Source organism: Rothia aerolata (assembly GCF_014635585.1).
GTDB classification, from domain to species: Bacteria; Actinomycetota; Actinomycetes; order Actinomycetales; family Micrococcaceae; genus Rothia; species Rothia aerolata.
Map to the genome: position 1 here is coordinate 1,278,253 of NZ_BMDC01000001.1, position 16,757 is coordinate 1,295,009.

General features: G+C 58.8%; 14 protein-coding genes. 4 read left to right on the forward strand and 10 right to left on the reverse strand.

What is annotated here, in order from left to right:
- Positions 1-2: 2 nt before the first annotated feature.
- The gene (locus IEV00_RS05730) at positions 3-953 is read right to left on the reverse strand and encodes an acetaldehyde dehydrogenase (acetylating) (RefSeq protein WP_229723083.1); all 951 of its coding nucleotides are present in this window, start codon (positions 951-953) and stop codon (positions 3-5) included.
- A 444-nt stretch (positions 954-1,397) separates the two neighbouring features.
- Positions 1,398-2,195, reverse strand: coding sequence for a di- and tripeptidase (locus IEV00_RS05735; protein ID WP_373868222.1), 798 nt, complete (start codon positions 2,193-2,195; stop codon positions 1,398-1,400).
- Positions 2,196-2,409: 214 nt separating this feature from the next.
- Here IEV00_RS05735 and IEV00_RS05740 point away from each other — a divergent pair, with 214 nt between their 5' ends.
- A complete protein-coding gene (locus IEV00_RS05740) occupies positions 2,410-3,384 on the forward strand; it encodes an EamA family transporter (protein WP_188359302.1) in 975 nt (324 codons plus the stop codon).
- Here the strand turns inward: IEV00_RS05740 and IEV00_RS05745 are convergent.
- From IEV00_RS05745 to IEV00_RS05770, 6 genes are all read right to left on the reverse strand, one after another.
- Positions 3,381-4,169 (reverse strand): spermidine synthase, encoded by a 789-nt coding sequence (locus IEV00_RS05745; RefSeq protein ID WP_188359303.1) that lies wholly within the window; start codon positions 4,167-4,169, stop codon positions 3,381-3,383. The two genes, IEV00_RS05740 and IEV00_RS05745, sit on opposite strands and share 4 nt — an antisense overlap.
- A 16-nt stretch (positions 4,170-4,185) precedes the next feature.
- Positions 4,186-5,136, reverse strand: coding sequence for a cation diffusion facilitator family transporter (locus IEV00_RS05750; RefSeq protein ID WP_188359304.1), 951 nt, complete (start codon positions 5,134-5,136; stop codon positions 4,186-4,188).
- A 74-nt stretch (positions 5,137-5,210) separates the two neighbouring features.
- Complete coding sequence (locus tag IEV00_RS05755; protein ID WP_188359305.1) at positions 5,211-5,525, reverse strand: acylphosphatase; 315 nt, start codon at positions 5,523-5,525, stop codon at positions 5,211-5,213.
- A 2-nt stretch (positions 5,526-5,527) separates the two neighbouring features.
- Positions 5,528-6,205, reverse strand: a complete 678-nt coding sequence (locus IEV00_RS05760) for an SDR family oxidoreductase (protein WP_188359306.1) — start codon at positions 6,203-6,205, stop codon at positions 5,528-5,530.
- Between the two features lie 153 nt (positions 6,206-6,358).
- A complete protein-coding gene (locus IEV00_RS05765; protein WP_188359307.1) occupies positions 6,359-7,732 on the reverse strand; it encodes a hypothetical protein in 1,374 nt (457 codons plus the stop codon).
- Positions 7,729-8,385 (reverse strand): ABC transporter ATP-binding protein, encoded by a 657-nt coding sequence (locus IEV00_RS05770; protein ID WP_188359308.1) that lies wholly within the window; start codon positions 8,383-8,385, stop codon positions 7,729-7,731. Before IEV00_RS05770 ends, IEV00_RS05765 begins: the two co-directional genes overlap by 4 nt.
- Before the next feature lie 230 nt (positions 8,386-8,615).
- Between IEV00_RS05770 and IEV00_RS05775 the strand changes: the two genes are divergently transcribed.
- From IEV00_RS05775 to IEV00_RS05785, 3 genes are all read left to right on the forward strand, one after another.
- On the forward strand, positions 8,616-9,557 hold the full coding sequence (locus IEV00_RS05775) for a DUF559 domain-containing protein (RefSeq protein ID WP_188359309.1): 942 nt from the start codon (positions 8,616-8,618) through the stop codon (positions 9,555-9,557).
- A 267-nt stretch (positions 9,558-9,824) separates the two neighbouring features.
- Positions 9,825-12,377 carry an HAD-IC family P-type ATPase gene (locus tag IEV00_RS05780; RefSeq protein WP_188359310.1) on the forward strand — a complete coding sequence of 851 codons (2,553 nt, stop codon included), beginning with the start codon at positions 9,825-9,827 and terminating at the stop codon, positions 12,375-12,377.
- A 521-nt stretch (positions 12,378-12,898) separates the two neighbouring features.
- Positions 12,899-15,085 carry a glucose PTS transporter subunit IIA gene (locus IEV00_RS05785; RefSeq protein WP_188359311.1) on the forward strand — a complete coding sequence of 729 codons (2,187 nt, stop codon included), beginning with the start codon at positions 12,899-12,901 and terminating at the stop codon, positions 15,083-15,085.
- Positions 15,086-15,279: 194 nt separating this feature from the next.
- On the opposite strand, the gene IEV00_RS05790 is transcribed toward IEV00_RS05785, so the two are convergent.
- Together IEV00_RS05790 and IEV00_RS05795 are read right to left on the reverse strand one after the other, a co-directional pair.
- Positions 15,280-15,792 (reverse strand): GNAT family N-acetyltransferase, encoded by a 513-nt coding sequence (locus IEV00_RS05790; protein ID WP_188359312.1) that lies wholly within the window; start codon positions 15,790-15,792, stop codon positions 15,280-15,282.
- 211 nt (positions 15,793-16,003) lie between these two features.
- Positions 16,004-16,483, reverse strand: a complete 480-nt coding sequence (locus IEV00_RS05795) for a GNAT family N-acetyltransferase (protein ID WP_188359313.1) — start codon at positions 16,481-16,483, stop codon at positions 16,004-16,006.
- Between the last annotated feature and the right edge of the window lie 274 nt (positions 16,484-16,757).

Consider the following 16,757-nt stretch of genomic DNA (forward strand, 5'->3'; position numbering starts at 1 on the left):
TCTTACTTACCTGCCTTTGCTTGGATTTTCTCAGCCATGATGTCTGCGGTGCGAGTTGCGGCCGAGGTGATGATGTCGAGGTTGCCCGCGTATTCGGGCAGGTAGTCTGCCGCGCCACGCACCTGAACCAGCATGGTCACGCGACCCCAGCCGCCCCAGCGCTCGTTCGCTTCGTCGAACTGGGGTTCAGCGGTGAGTTCGTAGCCGGGCACGTATTCCTGTACCTTGGCAACCATCTCTGCGATGGATTCCTTGATTTTCTCCTGGAGCTCGCCCGGGGCTGCCGCCTCAGCGGGCAGGGCACAGTAGACGGTGTTGCGCATCATCACCGGCGGCTCGGCGGGGTTGAGAATAATAATCGCCTTACCCTTCTGAGCACCGCCGACCTTCTGCAGGGCCTCCGAGGTGGTTTCGGTGAACTCATCGATGTTGGCGCGGGTGCCGGGGCCAGCCGACTTGGAGGAAAGAGAAGCCACGATCTCGGCGTACTCAACATCTACGACCTTAGAGACGGCGGCCACCAGCGGGGTGGTTGCCTGGCCGCCGCAGGTAATCATGTTGACGTTCCAAATATCTTCAACAGAATCCAGGTTCACCGGCGGGCAGATGTAGGGGCCCACCGCCGCCGGAGTCAGATCAATGGCGCGAATGCCCGCCTCTTTATAGCGGGGAGCGTTAGACTCGTGGGCCTTGGCAGAGGTAGCTTCAAACACGAAGTCAGGAAGCTCATCTTTGGGCAGGGAGAGCAACCAGTCCACGCCCTCGTGGCTGGCGGTCAGACCCAGCTTGGCAGCGCGCGCCAGACCGTCTGAGTTGGGGTCGATGCCAATCATGTACTTGGGGTTGATGAGCTTGGAGCGGCGCATCAGCTTGAACATGAGGTCGGAGCCGATATTGCCAGAGCCCACAATCGCCGCGGTGAAGGGGCGGGACTCCATTTCTTCGCGTGACATAAGCACCCTTTCTTGAGGTATCTGCTCGGCTGCTCAACGGTGAGAAGCCGGAGGTGGTGTCTGCCTCAAGATTAGGCGGGGCGAGAGCCCGGGCGCTCGCGGGTGTTCCGTTAGGTAGAACGGGAAAGGGATTTTAGTGGGGACGTCGCCGGTGGTGGTGCGTGCGGGAACGTGTGCAGGGTGCGTGTGGTGTGTCGGTCGGCCAACACCCTTAACGCCAGCCCCGAGCCAGTTGGCCGACCGACACCCCGCACGCAAACACTACTCACTCTGACCCCGGAAGATAAGCGAGAGCAAAAGAGAGATATCGCGCGATCAACTGGCATCGGGATGAAGCGACACGCGTGCGAGCGCGCGAGCACATGAGAGTGAGCGGAATCGCGAAGCGTGCGTTAAGGGTGTTGACGGGGCGGCGTCCCTTTGGAGCGCATAAGCGCGAGGGTCTTACTTCTCGAGCTCACCCTCCACAGCGCCGTCCTCACTCTTCGAAGAGGACGGCGCCGTAGTACCTCGTCCTTCAAACTTGGGTGCGCGCGGGGTCAGGGAGAGGGAGTCGGGGAAGATTGCCGGAGCGGGGCCGAAGGCCTCGTTGGCAGATTCGATCACCTTCTTGCCCAGCGCCAGGTTGGCACCGCCGCCCACCACAGCACCGATGCCGAAGGGCAGGGCGCGGCCCAGCAGAGCGCCCGACTGGCGGGTGAGGAATCGCTTGATGAACATGTTGCGGATGGTGCGCTCGACCGAGAACATCTTGCCGTTCTTTTGGTCCTTGCCCATCATCAGACCCCACTTGTTAGAGATACCCGATGCCTTGGACGACTGCGCCAGCAGGGAGTTCATTAGAACCGAGCCGTCTTCGCCCAGCATAATACCCATTACCATGGTGCGGGCTGCCTCGGGGTTTTCTACGTGAACACCGTGCAGCTCGGCCACGGCCTGGGCGTAGATGGCGGTGCGTTCCAGGTAGCCTCCCACTGCCAGGGCGGAGAGACCAACAGAGGTTGCGGTACCGATACCGGGCACAAAGGCCGAGGCACCGATAGCTCCGCCACCCACGGTGACGTCGCGCAGGTACTGCTGTTCCAGGCGCTTAGCGATCTGTGCGGGGGTGTCGTTGGGGTACTTCTCGCGCATCTTCTTGACCATGGAGAGCACCAGGGGGCGCTGCACACGCAAGACGGTGTCCAGGGTCTTGGTCAGAGCGGGAGTGGGCTGACCGTCCTTATCAAAGACATTCTTCATGGCGTTAAACATGAAACCAGTAAATCATCTGGCTACTTACTTTTCCAGAGAATACGCCCAGAGCACACCGGCGTGAGGTTTTGTTTGCCCCAACAGTCGCATGGGGACTAGCACCTGCCCCGGGCAGTTGGGCATAATTTGTGAGACGCATGGGGCGCGAGAGCTTCTTGAGCCCTCTCAAGACACTCTCTCAGGAGCTACATAAGGAGCAGGAATGAACCGCCGTATCTCAACTTCTGGCACCGGTGCCGGGGTGACGCTGGTGATTGGCTCCTGCATTTCTCTTCAGTTTGGTGCGGCCTTTGCGGTGCAGCTCTTTCCGCATTTGGGTTCCTGGGGAACCACCGTGCTGCGTCTGGGCCTTGCCTCGCTGATAATGCTGGCTCTGATACGGCCACGGCTTGGTTCGTGGTCTTGGCACCAGTGGAGGGCCGCCATTCTCTTTGGCCTGACCATGGGCGGAATGAACGGCATCTTCTTCACCGCTCTTTCAATGATTCCGCTGGGCCTGGCTGTCTCGGTGGAGTTCGCGGGGCCGCTCCTGCTCTCGGTGGTTCTTTCCCGCCGCAAGATTGACCTGCTCTGGTCTGGCTTTGCCGCGGTGGGGCTAGGCCTGCTCGGCTACGAAGCCCTGGTAGCCGCCGATAACATCAATCCCCTGGGCGTGCTCTGCGCGCTGATTGCCGGTGGTTTCTGGTCTCTTTACATTCTTGCCAGCGCTAAGGTGGGCGAGGTGATTGACGGCGCTGGAGGCCTGGTGGTTGCCCTGGCGGTTGGCTCTCTGGTGCTTATGCCGCTGGGTCTGGGTGGGGCGGTAGATGCTTTTTCCGACAGTAGGCTTCTGCTCTTTGCCCTGGCGGTAGCGGTACTCTCGTCGGTGCTCCCCTACTCTTTTGAGCTGGCCGCGCTGAGGCGGCTACCCCGCAATGTCTTCAGCATTCTGCTCTCCCTCGAACCGGCTTTCGCTGAGCTTGCCGGTTTGAGCCTGCTCGGCCAGGAAACCTCTGTGCTGCGGTGGAGCGCCATCGTTCTGCTCATTACCGCCAGCATCGGGGTCACCCGCACCCCAGCACCCGAGACCCACCGGGTAGATATCACCTATGCCGAGGACCTCTCTACCGGCGCCCTCCCCACCGTCTCCGGCTTTCAGTCCCCCGACGACGTCGAGGAGCCCCCGCTCAAGCCCTAAAGGCTCGCCACGAACTCCGCCGTCTCAAAGGTGTCAAGGATGGCGCCGGGGTGGGGCCCTGCCGCGGTGAGGTTTGCGCGGGTATCAGCGTCCAGTGCTCGAGTGGTTCCGACCAAAATAAGATTGCCCGCGTGTTTGCCGCTAAGCATCGAGGAGTCGGTGAGACACCAGACGTGCTCGAAAACCTCAAGCATTATCTGCGCCTGGGCTTTGAAGAAAGTCAGCCCGGGGTCATCACCCACGTTGACAGCCAGAAAGCCGTTCTCGGCGAGCGCAACGCGCATTTCTTCATAGAAGCCGCTCTCGGTCAGGTGGTCAGGAGCGCCCCAGCCCGAGAAGATATCAAGCACAAGAAGGTCAGGTGCCGCCCCGTGCAGTACCGGCCGTAACCGAGGAAGCGCCGCCCGCGCGTCATCAATTAAAACCTCAAGGCGACTACCGGCCGGCAGAGGTAGATAATCCAGCACCAGGGAGGGCAGCTCCCGCTCAATATCCACCGCCACCTGGGCTGAGCCGGGCCGGGTTGCCTGAATGTAGCGAGCAAGAGTAAGCGCCCCGGCACCCAGGTGAGCGGCACGAATGGGCTGGCCGGGCTCGGCAACGAGATCAGCGATATGGCCAATCCGGCGCAGGTACTCGTAAAAGATATTTTCCGGATGCGCCAGATCGACGTGGGACTGCTCAGCTCCGCCAATCTCAAGAATAAAACCGGAATAGCTCAAGCCGTCAGGAATAATCCGCGCCGACTGGCCCGAGACAGAAAGCTGGATAGAAGGAGACTGCATAGGTTTCAGGGTACACCTAGGGCAGATCGGCGCACTCAGCCGAGCGGAAAGACTCCGGTTCTAGCTGGAAGGTCGCGTGCTTGATACTGACCTCAAAATGCTCGCTCACGCAGGTTTGCAGGGCCCGTAGTACCTGGCCGGAACCGCCGGTAATAAAGCATTCGTCGTGGATAATCACGTGGGCGGTGAGCACCGGCAGGTCAGAAGAAATCCTCGAAATATGCAGGTCATGCACCGCAACCACCTGGGGCAGGGCCTCAAGATGTTTCTGAATCTCCGGTAAATCGAGGTCGGGCGGGGTAGATTCCAGCAGAACGTCCAGGGTCTCCTTGAGCAGCTTGACCGTGCGCGGAATAATCAGGGCGCCGATAAAGAGCGCCACCAGGGCGTCTGCCTGATACCAGCCGGTTGTTGCAATCACGATTGCTGAAATAACAACCGCCAGGGAGCCCAGGGCATCGTTGACCACCTCAAGAAAGGCAGCCCGCATATTGAAATTGGTGCGGTTGCCACCCAGGAGCACCAGAATCATCACAATATTGCCCACCAGACCCACGGCGCCAAAAATGAGCACGTCCACGCCGGGAATCTCGTGAGGAGTGAAGAACCTCTGCACCGCGGTAATCAGCACAAAAATACCCACCGATAAAAGAATCGCCGCCTGGAACATAGCGGCAATCACCTCAACCCGCTTAAAACCCCAGGTGCGTTTTGCCGAAGAAGGGCGGGCCGCCAGCTTCGCGGCACCCCAGGCTGCACTCACTCCCAGGGCATCGGTGAGCACATGCACCGTATCAAAGAGCAGGGCTAGCGAACCGGTGAGCAGGGCGCCCACCAGCTGCACCAGGCAGATCAGCCAGGCGATCCCCATCACCGCCAGCAGACGGCGCTGACCCAGGCCATCGGCATGGCTGTGGGAGTGTCCGTGCTGGTGCCCGTGGCTGCCGGGGCTGTGTGAATGCGACATGGTGCTGGCTTTCGCTGAAAAAGGCTTACCCCACCAGAATATAGTTTCTGGCGGGCGACCTCTAGCAGCGTGTTCTAGTAGGTGGCAAAACCCTTATATTTGCCCTCGGGCTCGCCAATCTCGGCGTCAACATGCTCAACATGGCCTGCGGTATCGCCCGAGTTCAGGGTGTCCAGAAGCTGCTGGCAGGCAGACCGGCTACCCTGCGCGAGAACCTCCACCGTGCCGTCGTCCAGGTTCTTAGCAAAACCCACCAGGCCCAGCGGCTTGGCTTCCCCCGCCGTCCACCAGCGAAAGCCCACGCCCTGCACCCTGCCGTGCACAATGGCGTGGAGCTGGGCCTCGGCCCGGCTGGGCTCTTTCTCGTCAAAAATTCCGAAAAATCCCATAGCTACTTCTTAAAATCTCGCTTGGCAGGGGCGGCGGCAATAGCCTGCTTCACCGAATCGGAGCCGGCCGAGAAGGGAATGGCCTTGCCGATGGTTGAGTCATCATCCACGACAGCCGCAATCACCTCGGCAACCAGCTCGCGCGGGGTCTCATTGTTCTCGGGGTCATTATTGACCTCGATACCCTCTGCAGGATCGGTGGTCAGCGCGCCGGGGCCCAAAATGGTGAAGTCTAGGTCGGAGTCGCGCAGGAAAGCATCGGCAACCGCCTTGGCAGTCTCGTAAGCGTAGAAGCCATTGGACTCGGGCACTCTGTGACCGTTGCCCGCGCCCATGTAGGAGACCATAATGTAGCGCTTGACTCCGGTATACTGGGCCGCTTCCATGGTGCGAATAGCGGCGTCCTGGTCAATGGCGAAAGTGCGCTGCCGGTCGCCACCGCCCGCACCGGCAGACCACACGAGCACATCGGTCTTGGTCTGCTTGAGCATGTTCTCGATCTCGGTAGTGGAAGCGTTCTGAATATCCAGAATGACGGCGCTGGCGCCGGTCTTCTCTACCTCTTCGGTTTGCTCGGGGTTGCGGATGACCGCGTTGACAGCATGACCCGCTTCAACGAGCTTGGGCTCTGCCAGTAGCGCCACCTTGCCGTGGCCACCGATGATGGTTACGTTAGCCATTTTTACTCCTTTACCTTTGGAACCTACTCTAGGGGAAACAGAAGTAGGCTGACTATTATTCCCGGGCAGTGTCGGAGTGCTAGCGCGGCGTCTGACCGGCAACTGGCCCCGTGCCCGGCCAAAGCGCCGTCATTGGGGCCACTTGCCGGTCAATCACCGGGAGGCTCTCCAGTGAGAAAACAGAATAAAAACTAAGAACCCAAGCGCCAGCAAGACACCCACCACAGGGGGAAGAAGCAGAGCCACCACGTGCACACCTAGCACCACCGTCAAAGAAACCACCAAAGTGACGTATTGCAGGGGAATCACGATGCCCTCGGCGGTGGTGATAGTGAGGTCATATTCAATGCCGCTTTGTGGCTCGGAGTCGCCCAGGCTTACCGACAAGCCCATCAGAAAAGCTAGCGCCGTTATATGCAGGGGTATGGCAAACACAAAAGCCATCGCAAGGCTATACAAACAGGTTGCTACCGCTGGCCCCAGGGCAAATCCCACAAGCTGCCGCAGGTAGGAGCCGCCTATCCAAGCGCGCACACTGCGTTGTGCAATCCACTCACGGGCAAGCCACCGATTAAGCGTTGCTACCATCCAGCAACCGCAGATTACAGCAAGTCCGGCGCCCATCTCTCTCAAAGCGATCGAGAGAAAAATACCTACGGGTAGAGAAAATAGAAAAACTCCGAGCACGGTCAGCGAACTATCTGCCGATGAAGCAAGCGAGATGAAAGCAGGGTGGTTTGACCGAATTCGCGAACGAGCCCAGCGACGGGTGCCGCCGTAATACTTATAACCGGCGGGAGAAGAAATATTTGATATCGCCGAAAGCACCACAGACCTGCGCTGAAAAGCCTCTGTTGCAGATACAGAACTAAGTTGAGAACGTCTTGAGAGTAAGAGCAAGATAAGGCTCAGCAACAATCCACTACACAGGAGAGCTCCCGCTACTGCTAAGAAGCTAACTGAATTAGCCGGTAGCATCGCTGCCCACAGGGTGAGCGCAACGCCGGCTATCACCGAAGCTAGCGCCCAGACCTTCAGCATTTTCTCCCGCGACAAAAGCTGGGCCCCAGAAGCACCCCAGATAAATGTAACCCCTAAAGCCGTGGTAACAAGGGCTGTTCCTACCAGCCAGCCGATAGAAAGTGGCGCGAAAATGGTAGCCAGAAGCACCGATACCAAAGACCACCCTGCGATGAGAACCCAGGTGAGGGCAGATGCCCAGAGGTTCTTAGGCAGTTTTGCCCAGCCTGAAAATCTCCAAAAAATTTCTGCCTGCGAATAGGCTAGAGGTCCGAGCGAAAAGACTACCTGAATAAAAATTCCGCTCACAATTAGCATCGCCCCAACGAAGAAGAACACCGCGTTGGAATCAGAGAGACTAAACCACCTGTAGGTTCCACGAACATCGCGAAAAGCAAAACAGATACTCACAGCTACTGCCAGAAAACAGACCAGGGTAAAAATCCAGTTATAGAGATCAAGGAATCTACCTGTTTTCTGAGAACTTTTAGTGTTTGTTGAGCTCACCGAGGCTCCACCCCTGAACCTTCGAGAGGAAAGGAAATATTTACTGTTCCTGGAATCTGGTTGAGTACCGGGTCGTGGGTTGCTATACAGACCATCGCCCCTGCCTCTACCCTGCTTTGAACCCAGTGGGCAATCCATTCAACACCTTGTGCGTCAAGTCTTTTCTCGGGTTCATCGAGGAAGTAGTAGCTGGCCGGCCTCACCAGCAAAGAAGCTAGACGCGCCCGCTGCTCTTGCCCCGAACTCAGCGCGTATGGTTCCTTTTCAAATGCCTGAGGTACGCCCAATTCTTCAAGAGCTTCCTCCGGGCTGAGCAACTCCTGGTTCAGAAGGTTCGGCAGATTCTTCGAATTCTTTTCCATCAGTTTCAGGTGGTTCCCCACGGTGAGTCCCGGAAGCCACCCAATCGAATCATTAATTCCAAAGACCTGCTCAGCATAGGTCGCATTCGTTGCCAAGGTGTCTTTCCCGCACCACAGAATCTCACCTTCAGACAGCGCGGTCTGCCTCAGCAAACAGCTCATAAGCGTGGACTTGCCTGATCCATTAGGCCCGGTAAACGTGTAGTACGTGGCAGGTTCAAAAACTAGATCTATCTTCTCGAACACCTGATTTGACTGGAAATTTTTCGCACCGTTGCGAATCTCAATCACTACCAACCTTCTTCCTTATGAAGTCTTTTACTCAGATTAGTTGAGCAGAGATGCTCGCTCCCGCACCCAGCTCAAGATTTTGACTGCCTGGCGGGGTGGGGGGGGTTCGAGCTTGACCGGCAAGTGGCCCCCATGACGGCGCTCTGGCCGTCCTCAGGGCCACTTTCCGGTCAACCATGATTACTATTAAGTATTGTCAAACTATATTAAAAAGCATAATAATTTATATTATGAGTAGAACATATAGGAAAATAGATGAAATCAGCAGCCTAATCCATCGGAAGAAAGACCTACTCAGCAGAGGTTTCTCTAGCAAGGCAATTCAGAAGAACGTCCGCACCGGCAGTGCAGTAAGGCTCCGGCAGGGTATCTACATCAATGCCCAAGAGATTGAGAATTTCTCACCCTGGGAACGCTATTCGGCAGACCTTTTCGCCTACCACCTTTGTGCATCCAATCTTGGCCACCCGCCGGTCTTCTCCCACCAGAGTGCGGCACTTCTTCACGGGCTCTGGCTCGTTGGAAAACCTCCCACCAAACAGCACGTGTACTCCCCCGGGTCATCTCGCGGAACGACTCAGGGGGTCTCAAAACACGCCACCGGTACGCCGTTTCACCTGGAAATTCCGACCCTAGGAATCCAAGCGACCGATGTTTATCGAACCGTCTTAGACTGCACCAGGACTCTGCCCTTTCTCGAAGCACTACCGATTGCTGATTCAGCCCTTCACCTGCAAAAATGCCTGCCCGCAGAACTCTGCACCTACCTCTCAGACTTTCAAGGCACCCATTCAAAGAAGGTGCACAGAATTGCCCGAGCCATGAGCGCTAAGGCCGAATCGCCCGGCGAGTCCCTCACCAGGGCAGTTCTCATCAACATGGGCGTGAAATTCATAGAACAGTACCCCGTCTATGTCGGCTACCGCGGCTACAGGGTGGACTTCTATCTGCCGGATTACAACATCATCATCGAGTTCGACGGCGACATCAAATACTCCCAGTTCGGCAACCAGACCGATGTCGAGCAGAACGAACGCTACCGCGAGAAAGTCCTGCAAAATGCTGGCTTTCTGGTCTACCGCACCTCCTGGAATAAGGTGCTCTTCTCCCCTGCCCAGGTAGAGGCAGAAATTTGGAACCTCATCAAAAATGCTCCCCGCCGGATGGGCTGAGGGGCAGATGAAATTGACCGGCAACTGGCCCCGTACCCGGCCAAAGCGCCGTCATTGGGGCCACTTGCCGGTCAAACGCGGGAGGCGGGCCAAAGCAACGCACGCACCCCACCTTCTCGTGAGGTAGGGCGCACTTGCCCAAGATAGTCCTGAAGGCTAAGGTAGGCGCCAAAAGTACCCACTAAGCTAGAGAAGTACCTACCCACCCCGCGATTTGTGAACGCCCGGTCGAAGAGCGAACAAGCGGCGTCCTGCCCACGGAGATTCATGAATACCAGTCGAGAGACCGCACTCGCCCCCGCCACCCCCCTGGGCAGCGGCCTGCCCGAGCAGGCACATGAGCTAGCACAGCGGGGTCTTACCGGTGCCCAGGTGGAAGACAAGCAACGTCAGGGGTTAGTCAACCGGCAAGATAACTCGACTTCGCGCTCCACCGCCACCATTGTTCGCACCCACCTTTTTACGCTCTTCAATCTGGTGCTGGGCGCCTGCGGTGCCGTGGTGATTATGCTGGGCCGCTGGCTAGACCTTCTTTTTCTCTTGGCAGCGATTGCCAATATTGTGGTGGGCTTTGTTCAGGAGTTCTCCGCCAAGAAGAAGCTCGACCGCATTGCCCTGCTCAAACGGGATCCGGTGCAGGTAATTCGTGACGGCGCGCGGCAGCAGGTGCCCATGGAGCAGCTGGTTGAGGGGGACGTGGTGGTGCTGAGCCGCGGCGATCAGGTTCCCGCTGATGCCACCGTGCTGACGTCCGAGGGTCTAGACCTCGATGAGTCCATGCTCACCGGCGAGAACGATCCCGTGGCGAAGATGCCCGGCGACCGTGTGCTTTCGGCCAGCGCGGTGGTGGGCGGTAGTGGCCGGGTGCAGCTGACCGCCGTGGGCGCGAAGTCCCACGCAGCAAAGCTCTCTCGCGAGGCGAAGAAGTTCTCGACCATCCATTCTGAGTTGCGCGCCGCCATGGAGCGGGTGGTTCGCTGGATTACCTGGGCCCTTATTCCAATTATTGCCATTGTGCTCAACGGCCAGATGGTTGCCGCGGGTGGCTGGGGCCCCGCCCTTGAGTCGGGCGCCTGGCAGGATGCGCTGATTGTTGCTGTCTCTTCCATCGCCTCCATGATTCCTCAGGGCCTGGCACTGATGACCACCATTTCTTTTGCCACCGCCGCGGTGAAGCTCGCCCAGCACGAGGTTCTGATTCAGGAGCAGCCCGCCGTTGAGGTGCTCGCCCGCGTTGACGTGGTCTGCTTTGATAAGACCGGCACCCTCACCGAGGGTGGGGTGCGGTTTAGTCAGCTTCTGCCGCTGGTAGATGAGGACGACGCCGCTGCGGCAGGCACCAGCCGGGCGGCAGGTAGCCCGGCGGCGTCCTTTCAGGCAAGCCCTCAGGCGCAGGCTGCACTTGCCTGGTTTGGCGCTGATGAGAACGCCAACCCCACCGCGGCAGCCCTGGCGGCGGGCTTTGAGAACCCGCCGGCGGATGGTCCCACCGGCACCATTGCCTTCAACTCGGCCGCCCGTTTTTCAGCCGTGGAGTTTGCCGACTCGGGCGCCTGGATTCTGGGAGCTCCCGAGGTTCTTCTGGCAGCAGGCTCCCGCGAGCGCCACCGCGCCGGTGAGCTGGCTGCGCGGGGCTTGCGCACCATGGTGCTGGCGGCGGCTGAAGAGCTGAACCGCGATGAAAAGGGGCAGGTACTTTCTTCCCTGCCCAAGGGGCTTTCCCCGCTTTTCTTTGTGATTTTCAAGGAGCAGGTGCGCACCGAAGCTCCCGAGACCCTGGCCTACTTCCGCGAGCAGGGTATTGAGCTGAAGGTGATCTCCGGCGATAATCCGCGTACGGTAGCGGCGGCAGCAACCCAGGCAGGCATGATAGCGCCGGGCTCGGCTGAGGTTCAGGCGGTCGATATGTCTGAGCTTCCTGACGACGGCCCGGCACTCGAGCAGGCAGTGGCCAGCCACAGCGTGTTTGGCCGGGTCAACCCGCAGCAGAAGAAAAACATGGTCTTAGCACTTCAGAAGCAGGGGCGCACGGTAGCCATGACCGGCGACGGTATTAACGATGCCTTGGCCCTCAAACACGCCGACCTCGGTATCGCTATGGGCAATGCGGCACCGGCCACCAAGGCGGTTTCCCGCCTGGTTTTGCTGGACGGTCGCTTTGACCGGCTACCTTCTGTTCTGGCCGAGGGACGCAAGATTATTGCCAATATCGAGAAGGTCACCCACCTCTTCCTCACCAAAACCAGCTTTGCCATTCTGCTGGGTGTGGTGCTGGGAATCCTCTGCTGGCAGTTCCCCTTCCTACCGCGCCAGTACTCCACCGCCGACCTGCTGATTGTCGGCGGCCCCGCCTTCTTCATTACGCTCTTTCCCAATACCCGCAAGTACGTGCCGGGCTTCCTCAACCGAGCCCTGCACTACGCGATTCCAGCCGCTCTCATTATCGTGGCCATGCTGGTGGCGGTGAACTTTATTGGTCGTTCCCAGGGGGTCGGAACCCGCGAGCTAGAGACAGCCTCCTTTATCACCCTGGTGATCATGGGGGTCTACAACATCACCACGGCAATTCGCCCCCTGCGCCCCTACCGCCTGGCGCTGGTGGCCGCCATGTACGCGGGTATGGCCCTGGCCCTCTTTGTTCCACTGCTTGCCACCTACCACCAATTTGCGCTTCCCAGCGGTTCTCTAGGCAGCTGGGCTCTGGGACTGGGTCTCATCGGCGTGGTGCTGATCGAGCTCAATCTGCAGCTGCACAGGCGCTGGTTAGCGCGCAAGCACCCAAATGCCGTGGCGGCAGAGAGGGCGAGTTTGCAGGCATAGCGGGCGAGCGCCGTCGTGCCAGATAAGCACGAGCAGGGGAGCAAGCGGGAGGCGGCGGGAGTCAACTGGCTGGGATGAAACGCCGCGAGTGCGAGCGTGGGGCACGCGCGCCGTCGTGAACTGACCCTCTCGCAGGCTCGCTAGCGCTCGCATGCGATTCACGCCAGCCCCAGCCAGTTCACGACACGCGCCCGTGCCCCACGCCAATGCAAGCATGCTGTCTAAAAATCCCTTATAACCAAATGTTGCAAGCATGTTACAAAGGGAGTAATGTATAGCGCGAACGGCGCGAAAGCGCCCTAGAAAACCAAACAGGATTGTTACTGGTTAAGCAGGCAAGACCTGGGTTGCACCACCTTGAAAGCCCACCGGTGAAAGCCGGGAAGCAGAAAGTTCAAGGTACCCGTACACCCTCTCAGGGGTGGAGCATAAGAGCGGAGCTCTATGCAGAATCGGGCACGGTTGCACCCCGGGTCTTTTTTGTTTCCCAAAAAACAGTCACACACCATGAATGGAACGCTATGAGCAACAAAGACATGGGTGAGAGCATCCTCGAGGGCCTGGGCGGCCCCGATAACATCTCCCACTTCACCCACTGCGCAACGCGCCTGCGTGTTACCCCGAAGTCCCGCGGCGCAATCGATCAGGAACTGATCGAAAAGACCCCCGGCGTGCTCTCCGTCATCGAGCAGTCTGGCCAGACCCAGGTTGTTCTCGGTGACAAGGTTGAGTCCGTCTACAACGAAATGCTGAAACTGCCCGGCATGAACAAGGTCGGCGAGGGTGATTCCTCCGCCAAGACCGCCGACGGCGACGAAAAGAAGGCGGGCGTGATCACCCGCATGTTCGACGTCCTCTCGGACTCCTTCCGCCCCGTACTCTGGGCGCTGCTGGGCTCCTCCATGATCCTGACCCTGATCGTTCTGCTCCAGCAGCTCGGCTACTTTGGTCACTACACCAACTTCGCCGGCGAATCTGTGGTCAAGGACTTGGTGAACGGCCCCAAGCTCGGCGACGACGCCCTCAACGGAGAGATGCTCAACGCTTGGCGCCAGGAATTCACCTTCTGGTTCCTGCTGCTGGCAGCTGCACTGTCGGTGCTGAACTTCATGCCCATTATGATTGGTGCAACCGCTGCAAAGCGTCTGGGCGCTAACATGTGGGTTGGTGCTGCAATCCCCGCAGCTCTGATGACCGACGCTTTCCGCGGTCTCTCTGAGATTCTGCCCGAAGGCGCAACCCACCTGACCCTCTTCTCCATCGGTGGCTGGGACGTTCCCCTCTACCTCTTCTCCTACACCGGCCAGATCTTCCCCCCGCTGTTTGCGGTAGCCCTGCTGGCTCCCCTGGAACGCCTGCTCAAGAAGATTATTCCCACCATGCTGCACATGGTCTTCGTGCCCATGATCTCCATTATGATTATGGTTCCGCTGACCGCTCTGGTGATTGGCCCCTTCGGTATTCTGCTGGGCCAGGGTATCTCTAACGCCTTCGAGTGGCTCAACGGCGTAGCTCCCTGGCTGGTGGGTGCTGTGATCGCAGGTGCCTACCTCTTCATGGTTCCCCTGGGTCTGCACTGGCCCCTGAACGCCGTGATGATCAACAACCTGCAGACCGACGGCTTCGACTTCATCCAGTCCCCCATGGGCGCGTTCAACTTCGCAGTCTTCGGTGCTGTTACCGCCGTTGCTATCCGTGCTGGTAAGAACAAGGAACTGCGCCAGACCGCTTTCGGTGCTTCACTCTCCGGTCTGCTCGGCGGTATCTCCGAGCCCTCCTTCTACGGTGTGGTTCTGCGCTTCAAGCGCGTTATCCCGCTGATTCTGGTTCCCGCAGTGATCGGTGGTGCGCTGATTTCAACCCTGGGCGTTAAGTCCTACGCCTTCGCCTTCACCTCCCTGCTCTCCATTCCCGCTATGCAACCCTCCCTGCTCTACGCACTGGGCCTGGCAGTAGCATTCTTCGGTGCTATGGCTGGCGTGCTGATCTTCGGCTACGACAAGAAGTCCTCCAAGAAGGCTGTTGACGAAGCCAAGAACGAAGAAGAGGTTGAGGCCGGCGTAGTAGACCGCAAGCCTGCAACCGTGGGTGCCACCGCAGGAAACTCCGCTACCACCGATGCATCTTCGGTGGTAGCCGGTAGCCCCGCAGCCCCCGCCGCAGCGGGCGGAGCAGCAGCCGGTGCCGGTGCTGCCGCAGCGGCGTCGTCCTCAGAACAGGGCGAGAGCAACCTGCCCTGGGCAAGCGAGTCCGCTGAACTCGTTATCCCCTCTCCCCTTGAGGGCCAGGCAATTGCGCTCTCCGATGTTCCCGACCCCATCTTTGCCGGCGCCAAGCTGGGCAAGGGCGCGGGCATCGAGCCCACCGGCGACACCGTGTTCGCTCCGATGGCGGGCAAGGTTATTGCTACTCCTTCATCCGGCCACGCTGTGGGTCTGAAGCTGGAGAACGGCGTTGAACTGCTCATTCACGTGGGTATTGACACCGTGAACCTCGCCGGCGAGGGCTTCGACGTGAAGGTCACCAAGGGCCAGACCGTTGAAGCAGGTCAGGCACTGCTGACCTTCGACCGCGCGGTCATCGAGAAGGCAGGCTACCCCCTGACCACCCCCGTGCTGGTGACCAACACCGTCAAGTTCGCCGACGTTGAGGGCGAAACCGGCCCCGTTGTTCCCGGCGACAACCTGCTGAAGATTACCCAGAAGTAATTTTCCCGGTTACTGAAAGCCCCGCCCCTCGGTTGTGAGGGGCGGGGCTTTTATCTGCAATCGCAAGGACAGCGCGGGTAGAGACGAGTGCGCCTCGCCGACTGACCCTCTCGCAGGCTCACTGGCGCTCGCTTGCGATTCACGCCAGCCCCAGCCAGTCGGCTTGCGGCGCACTCGTCTCTCCCAAGCTCCCCTTAGCGTTCCAGCACCAGGTTCATGTGGACATGCTCGATGCCGGCCTCTATGTAGGGCTCTCCCTCAGTGACAAAACCGGCCTTACCGTAAAGGCTGTTTTCGAGGTACTGCTGGGCTGAGATTTCGATTCGTTCTGCATCGGTGTTGTCTCGAATCCACTCGATCGCCTCGGCAACAATGCGGCGGCCCAGACCGGTACCACGTGCTTCATCAAGCACAGCTACCCGGCCAATAGTCCAGGCACCGGGAGTAATCTCGTGGGATTCATCGGCGTATTTTCCAAGGTCGTACATGCGCAGGTAGGCGGTAACTTTCCCCTCTTTATTCTGGGTGAAGAGGTGAAAGCAGACCAGGTCGGTATCATCGACCTCCTGGTCGGTAATCTTCTGACCCACGGTAAAAACTAGGCCGCGGGTTACATAGATGGCGTGGAGCTCGCGGGTGGTGAGTTCATCGAAGGTCTTAATGTGAATCTGAGGCTGGGCATTCTCGGTCTGTGCTGCTTTGGTCATGGGTACCACGGTAGCACCGAGTCAGAGGCTTGATAGGTACCAGCTCGAACGGTGGATTTTAGGCTTAAAATTGCGAGATTTAAGCCTAAAATCCACCATTCGCGAGTTCGTTTTTACCGTTCGATTTTCTTAATCATGCGAACGTGGGGATGGAGCGCCCGAGAGCGAGCGCGCGAGCTCACAAGAGGGCGCGGAATGGAATGCCCCACTCTTAGCGTTCGATTTTCTTGATCATGCGGACGTGGGGCATTCCCGCCTCATCATACTCATCGCTGATTTGCTTAAAGCCGGCACTCTTGTAGTAGGTATCTTTGAGGTAGGCCTGGGCAGAGATGTCTACGTAGGCGGCGTCGGTTTCATTTTTGATGTAGTCAAGAGCCTCTTCGAGAAGACGACGACCTAGGCCGGTTCCACGGGTCTCTTCGAGAACAGAGACTCGGGAGAGAGTCCAGGAGTCGGGTACGGGCCCATACTTGGTGCCCTGAATATTCTCGTGGATGTCCATCAGCCGCATGTAGGCGAGAATCCGCCCGTCGTCGTCCTCGTGCATGAGGTGGATTGCTTCGCGGTCGGCAAGGTCGGGGTCGGGGTCTCCGAAGCCCAGGCCGATAGCGAATACCTTGGCGCGAATAATGTAGATGGCGTTGAGCTCTTCGAGGGTGAGCTCATTGAAGTGTTTTGCTACAAACATAGGTGCCCTACCCTAGCAAGTCCCGCCCCGGCATGGCAGGTTTGAAGCGGGGTTTGGGAGGGACTTCACATGCCTCTGAGCAGGGTCTACTTCTAGGCTTTAGTACACATTCAGCGCGCCAGTACACATCTAGACATGTACTGGCGCGCTGAATGTGTACCAACCGGTTTGGTGCGGGAATTCAGGTGTACCAAACAAGCCAGCTTCCGTCCAGCCCACCGAGTGGCCGCAAAAAACGCCGAGCGGCCGCGAATACCCCGGCCACTCGGCGTCA